10 protein-coding genes are annotated in these 11,143 nt (G+C 71.0%); 5 read left to right on the plus strand and 5 right to left on the minus strand.

The genetic code is table 11. The features are described from left to right. Positions 1 to 13 precede the first annotated feature (13 nt). Positions 14 to 190 carry a hypothetical protein gene (locus ABZ806_RS43800; protein WP_500225635.1) on the minus strand — a complete coding sequence of 59 codons (177 nt, stop codon included), beginning with the start codon at positions 188 to 190 and terminating at the stop codon, positions 14 to 16. A 232-nt stretch (positions 191 to 422) separates the two neighbouring features. On the opposite strand from ABZ806_RS43800, the gene ABZ806_RS43805 reads away from it, so the two are divergent. Continuing rightward, a complete protein-coding gene (locus tag ABZ806_RS43805; protein WP_500225637.1) occupies positions 423 to 938 on the plus strand; it encodes a hypothetical protein in 516 nt (171 codons plus the stop codon). A gap of 320 nt (positions 939 to 1,258) precedes the next feature. Here ABZ806_RS43805 and ABZ806_RS43810 read toward each other — a convergent pair whose 3' ends face one another. Beyond that, positions 1,259 to 1,981, minus strand: coding sequence for a TetR family transcriptional regulator (locus ABZ806_RS43810; RefSeq protein ID WP_500225640.1), 723 nt, complete (start codon positions 1,979 to 1,981; stop codon positions 1,259 to 1,261). Between the two features lie 228 nt (positions 1,982 to 2,209). Here ABZ806_RS43810 and ABZ806_RS43815 point away from each other — a divergent pair, with 228 nt between their 5' ends. Together ABZ806_RS43815 and ABZ806_RS43820 are read left to right on the plus strand one after the other, a co-directional pair. After that, the gene (locus ABZ806_RS43815) at positions 2,210 to 3,781 is read left to right on the plus strand and encodes a succinic semialdehyde dehydrogenase (protein WP_500225643.1); all 1,572 of its coding nucleotides are present in this window, start codon (positions 2,210 to 2,212) and stop codon (positions 3,779 to 3,781) included. Positions 3,782 to 3,790: 9 nt separating this feature from the next. Then, a complete protein-coding gene (locus ABZ806_RS43820; RefSeq protein WP_500225648.1) occupies positions 3,791 to 5,542 on the plus strand; it encodes a GMC oxidoreductase in 1,752 nt (583 codons plus the stop codon). Between the two features lie 282 nt (positions 5,543 to 5,824). Here the strand turns inward: ABZ806_RS43820 and ABZ806_RS43825 are convergent, their stop codons facing one another. After that, on the minus strand, positions 5,825 to 6,730 hold the full coding sequence (locus ABZ806_RS43825) for a zinc metalloprotease (protein WP_500225652.1): 906 nt from the start codon (positions 6,728 to 6,730) through the stop codon (positions 5,825 to 5,827). Between the two features lie 168 nt (positions 6,731 to 6,898). Here ABZ806_RS43825 and ABZ806_RS43830 point away from each other — a divergent pair, with 168 nt between their 5' ends. Then, positions 6,899 to 7,624, plus strand: coding sequence for a DNA alkylation repair protein (locus ABZ806_RS43830; protein WP_500225654.1), 726 nt, complete (start codon positions 6,899 to 6,901; stop codon positions 7,622 to 7,624). Here the strand turns inward: ABZ806_RS43830 and ABZ806_RS43835 are convergent. Then, positions 7,621 to 8,589 carry a zinc metalloprotease gene (locus tag ABZ806_RS43835; protein WP_500225656.1) on the minus strand — a complete coding sequence of 323 codons (969 nt, stop codon included), beginning with the start codon at positions 8,587 to 8,589 and terminating at the stop codon, positions 7,621 to 7,623. The two genes, ABZ806_RS43830 and ABZ806_RS43835, sit on opposite strands and share 4 nt — an antisense overlap. A gap of 239 nt (positions 8,590 to 8,828) precedes the next feature. On the opposite strand from ABZ806_RS43835, the gene guaA reads away from it, so the two are divergent. Next, positions 8,829 to 10,400, plus strand: a complete 1,572-nt coding sequence (gene guaA, locus ABZ806_RS43840) for a glutamine-hydrolyzing GMP synthase (RefSeq protein ID WP_500225661.1) — start codon at positions 8,829 to 8,831, stop codon at positions 10,398 to 10,400. A gap of 66 nt (positions 10,401 to 10,466) precedes the next feature. On the opposite strand, the gene ahpD is transcribed toward guaA, so the two are convergent. After that, the gene (gene ahpD / locus ABZ806_RS43845) at positions 10,467 to 11,009 is read right to left on the minus strand and encodes an alkylhydroperoxidase, AhpD family (protein WP_500225659.1); all 543 of its coding nucleotides are present in this window, start codon (positions 11,007 to 11,009) and stop codon (positions 10,467 to 10,469) included. Between the last annotated feature and the right edge of the window lie 134 nt (positions 11,010 to 11,143).

Genomic DNA, 11,143 nt, shown 5'->3' on the forward strand with positions numbered 1-11,143 from the left:
TTGTGACTGGAGTTCAGACGTTGCTCTTCCGATCTGCCGCGCCGGCCTCCACGGCCGCGCCGGCCTCCGCGTCCGCGCCGGCCTCCGCGTCCGCGCCGGCCTCCGCGTCCGCGCCGGCCTCCGCGTCCGCGCCGGCCTCCGCGTCCGCGCCGGCCTCCGTGCCCGCGCCGGCCTCTGCGTCCGGCTCCACCCCCGCGCCCGCTTCCGCGCCGGCCTCCACGGCCGCGCCGGCCTCCGCGCCCGCGCCCGCCTCTGCGCCCGCGTCCGGCTCTGGCCCTGCCTTCGCTCCCGCAGCACGTACGCATTACGACCCGGCGGTCCCTGCCGCCTCGCCGGCGGGCTCCGCCCATCCGCCGGCGGGGCATAGGTATCCGCCGGCGGCGCACGGGCGTTCGCCCCTTTCGACGGAGCGTTCGCCCCGTTTGGCGGTGCGTGCGGGACGCCTCCTCGGTTTCGCCATCGCGGGCGTCGCGGTGATGTCGCTGAGCACGGTGCCGCTGTCCTGGCTGACGGTGTCCTCCTCCCTGCCGGATCTCCCCACAACAGGTGACCTTTCCACCAGGTCCAGCGGCCTCGATCTCGGCTGGGGGTGGGGGATGTTGCCGTGCCTGGCCACCGCCGCGGTGCTCGGAGTGCTCGGCGGCGTCCGGAACAGGGCCGCGGTCGCAGCGGTCGCCGCGATCCCGGCACTGGTGGCCGTGCCGCTGCTCGTACTCGCCGTCCTGCCGGGCATCACGAACCCGACGCTGCCGGGCACGAAGGGCGTACCGCCTCAGATCGCCGCCGTACTCGACCGCAACGCAGAGGCCGCTCTGGAAGCCGGCTGGTTCGCCGCGATGCTCCTGACCCTGCTGGCCGTAGTTCTAGGCGCCCTAGCCTTTGCCCTGGCCGCCCGCCAGCGCCGCCCCTCCGACCCGGCTGCCGTCCACCACCACTGAGCGCAGCCACCGTCCGGCTCACCATCGTCCGTCCTTGCGCCGCCCGTCCTCCCTGTGCCCGTCCGCCTCCTGCGCCCGTGCGGCTCTGTGTTGTCTGGGCGTGCGTTCCGGCCTGCGCGCGTCTGGTCATGCGTCGTCCGTCCTCGCCGCTGTCCGGGGCCACCTCGTCCGGGCCTGTGCCGTGCTGGCGTGTGCTGTCCGGCTCCGGGGCGCTCGGACTTGCGCCGTGTGGGCCTGCGCCGTGTGGGCTTGCGTTGTGTTGGTCTGCGCCGTGCGGCTCTGTCGTTCGGGTCTGCGGTGTTTGGCGCGTGGGGTGGTGGTCAGGTGGGGCGGGGGCCCTGTACTAGGGACTTGCCGGTTCGGTAGAGGTCGGCGGGGACGCGGGCCGGGTCCAGGAGGTGCTGGAAGGCTAGGCCGAAGTCGAGGGCCATGGTGAGGGCGGCGCGGTCGGCGGGGGCGATGGGGTCGGCGGTGTCGGTGGCGGTGGCGCTGGCGGCACTCTCGGCGGTGTCGGGGGCGGGTTCGAGTTCGCGGGCCAGTCGGTCGCGGCGCTCGGCGTACCAGTCGGCGATGCGCCAGCCGGCGGCGTAGTCGCGCATGCCGTAGAGCCAGAACTCGACGAGCAGCAGGGCGAGGCGGCGGGGGCGGTCGTCGTCGGCGGGGCCGTGGCGGGGCGGGCGGCCGGTGGCGGCGGTCTCCCGGGCGGCGTCGTGTGCGGCGTCCTGCTCGGCGGCGCGGAGTTCGTCGCAGACCTCCGGGCCGGTGCGGTCGCTGGTGATGCGCTCCATCAGGGCGAGCAGCAGGTCGGTCTTGCCCGCGAAGTTGGAGTAGACGGCGCCCTTGGTGAGGCCGGCGGCCGCCGCGATGTCGTCCAGCGAGGCCCCGTGGATGCCGTGTTCGGCCCAGAGGCGCTCGGCCGCCGCGAGCAGCGCGGTGCGGGTCTGCTCACGCCGGTCCCGGCGCGGCCCGGGGCCCCCGCCGGACGGCCGCGGGCCGCCCCCCATGCCACCCTCGAGCCGCTTGCCGCCGTGGGCGTCCGTCATTCGTTCTTCCCTCCCGTTCCGCCACCGGTCAGATGCTCCTCTTCGAGATACACCGGGTCACCATGGTCAGTCTGGAAGTTGCACAAGTCCGGTCGGGTTGGAACGCTCCGTTCGCCCGCCGGTTGTCAGGCGCGGACGGATGCGGCAGGAACCACGTGGGGCATATCACCGCATGTAGCCCGTTACTTGCGGGTAGCCAAAATGGGCAGGTGGTCATACCCTGCACGCATGGCATCCCCGACGGTCCCTGCCAAAGGCACGCAGCTCTCCCAGACACTGATCGAGCGGCTGACCGCCCGCGTCGTCTCGGACGGCTCCGACAGCGCGACGATCCCGAGCCCGTTCACCGGCGAGCCCCTCGCGACCGTTCCGCTCTCCAGCGCCGACGACGTCCGCAAGGCCCATGAGCGCGCCAGGGAGGCGCAGCGGGCCTGGGCGGCGCTGCCGGCGGGGGAGCGGGTCAAGCCGTTCCTGCGGCTGGCGGACGCGCTGGTCGATCGGCGCGCGGAGATCCTCGACGTCATCCAGCTGGAGACCGGCAAGGCGCGCCGCCACGCGATGGAGGAGTTCCTCGACGTGGCGCTGTGCTCGCTGTACTACGCGCGGCGGGCCCCGAAGCTGCTGAAGCCGAAGCGCAGGCAGGGCATGATGCCCGGGCTCACGCGCGTGCAGGAGCTGCGGCACCCGAAGGGCGTCGTCTCGCTGATCGCCCCGTGGAACTACCCGTTCGCGCTGGGGGCGAGCGACATCGCGCCGGCGCTCATGGCGGGCAACGCGGTGATCCAGAAGCCGGACACCCAGACGTGCCTGTCCAGCCTGTGGGTGCTGGACCTGCTGGTCTCGCTCGGGCTGCCCGAGGACCTGTGGCAGATCGTCGTCGGGGAGCCGGCCGAGATCGGCGACCCGCTGGTGGACGGCGCCGACTACGTCTCGTTCACCGGGTCGACGCGCGGCGGCAAGGCCATCGCCGAGCGGGTCGCGCCCCGGCTGATCGGCTACTCGCTGGAGCTCGGCGGCAAGAACCCCATGATCGTCATGGCGGACGCCGACGTGGAGCGGACCGCGCGCGGCGCCATCCGCGCGTGCTTCACCAACGCCGGGCAGCTGTGCATCTCGATCGAGCGGCTGTACGTGCACGAGGACGTCTACGACCGGTTCGTCCCCCGGTTCGTGGAGCTGGTCGAGGGCATGAAGCTCGGCACCGGCCTCGACTTCGACGCCGAGATGGGCTCGCTGACCTTCAAGCGGCAGCTGGACGCGGTGACGCGGCATGTCGACCAGGCCGTGAAGGAGGGCGCGACCGTCCTGGCCGGCGCCAAGGCCCGCCCCGACGTCGGCCCGCTGTTCTACGAGCCGACGATCCTCGCGGACGTCACCGGCGACATGGACCTGTGCGCGAACGAGACGTTCGGCCCCGTCGTCTCGGTCTACAAGTACCGGGACGAGGACGAGGTCATCGCCCGCGCCAACGACACCCCGTACGGGCTGAACGCGTCGGTGTGGACGAAGAACACCGCGCGGGGCCGCCGCCTCGCGTCCCGCATCCAGGCCGGGACCGTCAACGTCAACGACGGCTACGGCGCGGCGTACGCGTCCTACGACTCGCCGATGGGCGGGATGAAGCAGTCCGGTGTGGGCCGCCGCCACGGGGCGGAGGGCCTGCTGAAGTTCACCGAGGTGCAGACCGTCGCGAGCCAGCACTTCATGGACCTCGAACCGCCCGGTGCCATCGCGTACGACAAGTTCGCCGGCTATATGGCGTCCGGTATCAAGCTGATGAAGAAGCTGCACATCAAGTAGGGATCGTCCGTGAAGCATGACTTCGACGTGCTCGTCGTCGGATCGGGGTTCGGCGGCAGCGTGTCGGCGCTGCGGCTGACCGAGAAGGGCTACCGGGTCGGCGTGATCGAGGCGGGCCGCCGCTTCGACACGAACCCGTCCGGCGCGCCGGGGTCGCGGTATCCGGAGCTGCCCAGGACGAACTGGCGCGTCGGCCGGTACCTGTGGGCGCCCGCGCTGGGCCTGACCGGCATCCAGCGGATGCATCTGATCCGGGGCGCGAAGTCGAGCCGCGTGCTGGTGCTCGCCGGGGCGGGCGTGGGCGGCGGGTCGCTGAACTACGCCAACACGCTGTACGTCCCGCCGGAGCCGTTCTTCAAGGACCGGCAGTGGGCGCACATCACCGACTGGCAGGACGAGCTCGCGCCCTACTACGAGCAGGCCAAGCGGATGCTGGGCGTCGTCCGGAACCCCACCACGACCGCGGCCGACAAGGTCATGAAGAAGGTCGCCGACCGGATGGGCAAAGGCGACACGTTCGTCAAGACCCCGGTCGGCGTCTACTTCGGGCGCGGCGGCGGGATCGAGAGCGCCGACCCGTACTTCGGCGGGGCGGGCCCGCGCCGCCGCGGCTGCCTTGAGTGCGGCGAGTGCATGGTGGGCTGCCGCCACGGCGCGAAGAACATGCTCACGGAGAACTACCTGTACCTCGCCGAGCGGGCCGGCGCCCGGGTGATGCCGCTCAGCCGGGTCACCTCGGTCGCGCCGCTGCCCGGCGGCGGGTACGAGGTCGAGATCGTCCGGACCGGCTCGTTCGGACGGAACCGCAAGACCTTCACCACCGGGCAGGTGGTCTTCGCGGCCGGGACGTACGGAACGCAGAAGCTGCTGCACAAGCTGAAGACGACCGGGGCCCTGCCGGGCCTGTCGGAGCGGCTCGGTGCCCTGACCCGCACGAACTCCGAGGCGATCCTCGGCGGCGGGCGCGGCAACGGCAGGCCCGGCCCCGACTTCTCCGAAGGCGTCGCGATCACCTCGTCGTTCCACCCGGCCCCGGACACGCACGTCGAACCCGTCCGCTACGGGCGGGGCTCCAACCTCCTCGCCGGCCTGCAGACCCTCCTCATCGACGGGGACCGCTCCGGCGAGCGGCACACGCCCCGCATCGTGAAGTTCGCCCGCGAGGTGGTGCGCCGCCCGGGCGACCTGATCCAGCTGTTCGACGTCCGGCACTGGTCTGAGCGGACGGTCATCGCCCTGGTCATGCAGACCCGCGACAACTCGATCACGCTGCGCCCGAAGAGGGGCCCGTTCGGGTGGGACGTCCGCGCCTCCGCCGGGCACGGCGAGCCGAACCCGACCTGGATCCCCGAGGGGCACGAGGCCACCCGCCGGATCGCCGAGGAGATCGGCGGCATCGCGGGCGGCACCTGGGGCGACCTGTTCGACGTCCCGATGACCGCCCACTTCCTCGGCGGCTGCGCCATCGGCGACTCCGCCGACTCCGGCGTGATCGACGCCTACCACCGCGTCTACGGGCACCCCGGCCTGCACATCGTGGACGGCTCCGCCGTCTCGGCGAACCTGGGCGTGAACCCGTCCCTCACGATCACGGCCCAGGCCGAACGCGCCATGTCGTTCTGGCCGAACCGGACTGAGGACGACCCGCGCCCCGCCCTGGGCGCCCCGTACCGCCGCATCGCCCCGGTCTCGCCGAAGAACCCGGCCGTCCCGGCCACGGCCCCGGCCGCCCTGAAACTCCCCATCGTCGACATAACCTGACACGCTTCGCCCCCGATCGATGTCCCCACCAGCAGCGGATCCCGCCGGCCGGTGGGTCGGCCCGCCGCCCCCGCGACGGGCCGACCGGGTTCCATGGTCGGGGCAGCGCACGGGCGTTGGAACTAGAACGCGATTCTGTGGATAAGTCGCCGACGGACGCGGTTGATCTTTCTGTCGGCCGTGGACATCCAGCGCACCGTCGTCGGTCGGCGCCTCCCACAGGCTTGGACGTGGGAGAGCCCACCGCAGCGGGGACTGCGGTGGGCTCTACGGGGATCTAGGTCAGGCGCGGTATGCGGCCCACTGGGACTGCATGCGGGCGGTCTGGCCTGGAGTGAACTCGTACATGCACGAGTCGTAGCTGTAGTCCATGAAGTTGTGGATCGGGTCGTTCCCCGGGGCCGAGCACGTGTTGCGGCCGGTGGGGCAGCCCGAGGCGGGGCTCTGCTCGGCGGGTGTGTCGGAGACGCGGTCGCCCTGGCCGCTGCAGCCGCCCTGGAACGTGTGGTAGAGACCCATCCAGTGGCCCACCTCGTGGGTGGCGGTGTCGCCCTCGTTGTAGTTGCCCAGAGCGCCGCCCGGCAGGCTCTGGTAGTGGATGACGACGCCGTCCATCGCGGGCTGGGAGCGGTAGCTGCTCGGGAACGTCGCCCAGCCGAGGAGGCTGCTCCCCAGGTCGGCCGTGTAGATGTTGAGGTCTTGAGCGTTGCCTGCATGCAGGGCGCTCTTCATCTGGCGCTCGTAGCCTTCGGGGTTAGAGAACCAGGACGCGTTCTTCGTCCGCCTGATCTCCGACAGGGTGAACGTGACGCCGCTGCCGGCGTAGGCGTTGTTCAGCACGGTGAGCTGCTGCTGGAGCGTCGAGTCGGAGAGGTTTCCTGCACTGCCGTAGACGACCTGGAAGTGCACCCTGACGGTGACGGACGCGGCCGCCCGCATCGTCTTGAGCTTGCTGACGCGGTTCTGGAAGTCCTTCTCCATCGAGGCGACCTTGGCCGCGCTCGGCTGGTTCCGTTCGGCGACGTGGGCGCCGGCCCGGACGCGGGCCTGCGCGGGCTGATCGGCGCACACGGTGGACGAGGCGGCCGCGGCGGACGGCGCGGCGAGGGTGGCGGGGGCGGCGGCGGGCGCGTACGCGGTGAAGGCGGCGGCCAGGCCGAGGACGGTGGCGATTCCGGCGCGTTTCATGGAACTCCTTGGGGGGCGGCGCGAGCGGGGGAGCGCGCGCAGGGGAGCGGAGTCATCGCTGGAACCAGGGTGGATGCGAACAAACGTCACGTCTTTGGCAAACCTGGACGAACGGGGATGAAGAACGCTGAAAACGGCGCCCTAGCGCGGGCGGCGTAGCGTGTCCGCATGGACGTGAAGGGCGAGGCGGCGCGCGTCATGGCGGAGTTGCGCGGACAGGGGGACCCGGCGCGCGCCGAGCGCGAGAAGAGCTATCTGAAGAGCGGCTTCGTCCACATCGGCGTGCCCGTACCGGTGTTGCGCAAGGTCGCCGTGTCGACGGTCAAGGTCGAGCCCGCACGGGAAGAGCTGCTCGAACTAGCCCAAGTCCTCTGGGACGTGACCGACGACGGACGTCCCGTGCACGAGGCCCGTATGGCGGCCATAGACGTGCTGGCCAAGCGCGCCGCCCTGCTGGAGCCGCGCGACATGGGGACGGCCGAACGGCTCGTCCGCGATTCGGCTAGCTGGGTGTACGTCGACTACATCGCGGAGAAGGTCGTCGGGGGACTGGTCATCCGGTATCCGGACCTGGCGACGGTCCTGGACGCGTGGGTCGCCGACCCCTACATGTGGATCCGGCGTACGGCCGTCCTGGCGTTGCTGCCGGGCGTCCGGACCGGAAACCCGGATTTGGAGCGCATCAGCCGTTTCGGAGACGCGCTCATAGGCGAGCGCGAGTTCTTCATCAGGAAGGCCCTGGGATGGGTCCTCCGGGAGCACTCCAAGAAGGACCCGTCCTGGGTGGTGCAGTGGGTCGAGCCTCGTCTCGACACCATCTCGGGTGTGACGCTGCGCGAGGCCGTCCGGCGTCTACCCGCCGAGGACGCGGCCAAGCTGCGCAGAGCGACTTAGGCGCGGTACGCCTTCCACACCTTGTGCATTCGGGTGCCCTGGCCGGCGGTGAAGGACGTCATGCACGTGTCGTAGCTGTAGTCCATGTAGTTGTGCACCGGGTCGGCCCCAGGGGACGGGCAGGTGTCCTTGCCGGTCGGGCAGCCGTTCGACGGGTCGCGCTCGGGAGGGGTGTCGGAGACGCGGTCACCCTTGCCGCCGCAGCCGTCCTGGAACGTGTGGTAGAGCCCCAGCCAGTGCCCCACCTCGTGGGTCGCGCTGAACCCCTTGTTGAAGTTCTCTATCTCGCCGCCCGGCATGCTGCCGTAGTGGACGGTCACACCGTCCATCTTGGGGTCGGCCTTGTACTTCCACGGGAACGTCGACCAGCCGAGCAGGTTCCCGCCGATGTAGGTGCTGTACAGGTTCAGGCTGCCCTTGCCGCCCTGGTGCAGTTGGGGCTTGTACGTGCCTTCGTAGCGTTCCGGGTCCTGGAACCAGGCGGCGTTGTCGGAACGGGTGATCGCCCGGAGCATGAAGGAGATGCCCGTGTCGGCGCCGCCGTTCTGTCCGCCGTAAGACGCGTTCATGGTGTTGATCTGGCGCTTGACCTCCGCCTCGGACACGTTGCCCTTATCCCCGTCGTGGATCACATGGAAGTAGACGGGGACCGTGAGCCGAGCCTGCGAACGGAGGTCGGCGCCGTCCGACTGGTCGTTTGAGCCGAGGCTCAACCCGAGGCCGTCCAGGATCCGGCCGAGGCGCTGTTCGACGGTGGCGGCCTGTGCGGGGGTGAGGTCGTTGGGCTCCCGGCCGTGACCGCCCGTCCGCAGCCGTGCCTCCGGGTGCACGCAGTCGTCCGCCGACCCGTGCTGCGTGGCCCCGTGCTGCGTGGCCCCGCGCTCCATGGGACCCCGCAAAGTGGGCCCGGACGGCGCGGCGGGGACGAGAGCGGCGAGCAGGACGGCGGCGGCGAGCAGCTTCACGGCACTCCTAGGGAGGTCGCTTGCGGACGGGAACCATGCGGAGACACGTGCCTTCGACTACAGGACGTCATCAAGACGTACCAGAACGAAGTCACCTCGCGAGCGTGATCAAGGTAAATGGATGCCGACCGTTATCGGCCAATCGCACCATGTGATGACCGGCCTCGGGGGTCCCGCGCATCGGCGCAGGTGGCGGGCCCGTAGACTGGGAGCCCCTTCCGGCCGTGCGAAAGGCTCAGTTGGTGGCCGCAGACCAGTCCTTTGACACCGTTCTCGTCGTCGACTTCGGCGCGCAGTACGCGCAGCTGATCGCGCGGCGCGTCCGCGAGTGCCATGTGTTCAGCGAGATCGTGCCGTCCACCATGCCGGCGGCGGAGATGCTCGCGAAGCGGCCGAAAGCGATCATCCTGTCCGGCGGCCCCGCCTCGGTGTACGAGAAGGGCGCCCCCGTGGCGCCGGAGGGGCTGTTCGACATCGGCGTCCCCACGCTCGGCATCTGCTACGGCCACCAGGTGATGGCGCAGGCCCTCGGCGGGATCGTCGAGAACTCCGATGTCGCCGAGTACGGCGGCGCGACCGTCGCCGTCACGTCCCCCGGCATGCTGTTCGCGGGGCTGCCGCACGAGCAGGCGGTGTGGATGTCCCACCGCGACTTCGTCAGCGGCGCCCCCGCCGGCTTCACGGTGACGGCCAGCACCGACGTCACCCCGGTCGCCGGCATGGAGGACCTGGAGCGCGGCTTCTTCGGCGTCCAGTTCCACCCGGAGGTCCTGCACACCGAGCACGGCATGGAGATTCTCCGGCGGTTCCTCTACGAAGGCGCCGGATGCCGTCCCAACTGGACGATGGTGAACATCGCGGACGAGTCGATCGAGGCCGTCCGGGCGCAGGTCGGCGGGAGGCGGGCGATCTGCGCGCTGTCGGGCGGGGTCGACTCGGCGGTCGCCGCCGCGCTCGTCCAGCAGGCCATCGGCGACCAGCTGACCTGCGTGTTCGTCGACCACGGGCTGCTGCGCAAGGGCGAGCCCGAGCAGGTCGAGAAGGACTTCGTCGCCGTCACCGGCGTGAACCTGCACGTCGTGGACGCCCAGGACCGCTTCCTCGCCGCCCTCGACGGGGTCACCGACCCCGAGCAGAAGCGCAAGATCATCGGCCGCGAGTTCATCCGCGTCTTCGAGGAGGCCGCCCGGGAAATCGTCGGCGAAGACGCGTCCGAACCAGTCGAGTTCCTCGTTCAGGGCACCCTCTACCCGGACGTGGTCGAATCGGGCGGCGGCACCGGCGCGGCCAACATCAAGTCGCACCACAACGTCGGCGGCCTCCCCGACGACCTGCAGTTCAAGCTGATCGAGCCGCTCCGGACGCTGTTCAAGGACGAGGTCCGCGCGCTCGGCGAGCAGCTCGGCCTGCCGTCCGAGATCGTCTGGCGACAGCCGTTCCCCGGCCCCGGCCTGGGCATCCGCATCATCGGCGCGGTCACCCGCGACCGCCTCGACATCCTGCGCGACGCCGACGCCATCGCGCGCGAGGAGCTGACCCGCGCGGGCCTCGACCGCGACATCTGGCAGTTCCCGGTGGTGCTGCTGGCGGACGTCCGCTCCGTCGGCGTCCAGGGAGACAGCCGGACGTACGGCCACCCGATCGTCCTGCGTCCGGTGACCAGCGAGGACGCGATGACGGCGGACTGGGCGAAGCTCCCCTACGACGTCCTGCGGCGGATCTCGACCCGCATCACCAACGAGGTCCGCGAGATCAACCGCGTCACGGTCGACATCACGTCCAAGCCCCCGGGCACCATCGAGTGGGAGTGACCGGGCCGGGCCGGCGGTCGCCTGGTGTCGCGACCGCCGGGCCGATGGGCCTCGGGCTCGTGGAGGTCAGACGGTGGCGGGGGCCAGCGCGGCCTCGGCGTCCAGTGTCGCGGCGGTCGCGTTGACGACGGCGGCGACGCGGAGCGCCTCCTGGACGAGCTCGCGCGACAGGCCGGCCTCGCGGACGACCTTCTCGTGCGACTCCAGGCACCGCCCGCACCCGTTGACCGCGGACACGGCGAGGCACCACAGCTCGAAGTCGACCTTGTCCACGCCCGGCTTGCCGATGATCGACATGCGCAGCTTGGCGGGCAGCGTCGCGTACGTCTCGTCGCCGATCAGGTGGGTGGCGCGGTAGTACACGTTGTTCATCGCCATGATCGACGCGGCGCCCTTGGCCGCCTCGAACGCCTCGGCGGACAGGTAGTCGCCCGCCTCCTCGGCCAGTTCGCGGATGACGACGGCGCTGCGGGTGGCGAGGGCGCAGGCGAGGACCGTCCCCCACAGCTGCTGCTCGGTGAGCTGGGACGTGGAGGTCAGCGAGCCCAGGTTGAGCTTGGTGTCCTTGGCGTAGCCCGGAAGGGCGCTCTTCAGCGCGTCAACGCTCATGATCATGTGTCCTTTCCATGCGAACGGGCGGCCGCGCGACGCGGCCGGGCGGTGTCGAAACGATCGGGGTCAGGGGCCGGCGCCCGCCCGATCGGAATATGGGCGGGTAGGGGTAGAGTGTTTTGTGTGTGGGG

Origin of the sequence: Spirillospora sp. NPDC047418, from assembly GCF_040643275.1 — a bacterium.
Classification (GTDB): Bacteria; Actinomycetota; Actinomycetes; order Streptosporangiales; family Streptosporangiaceae; genus Spirillospora.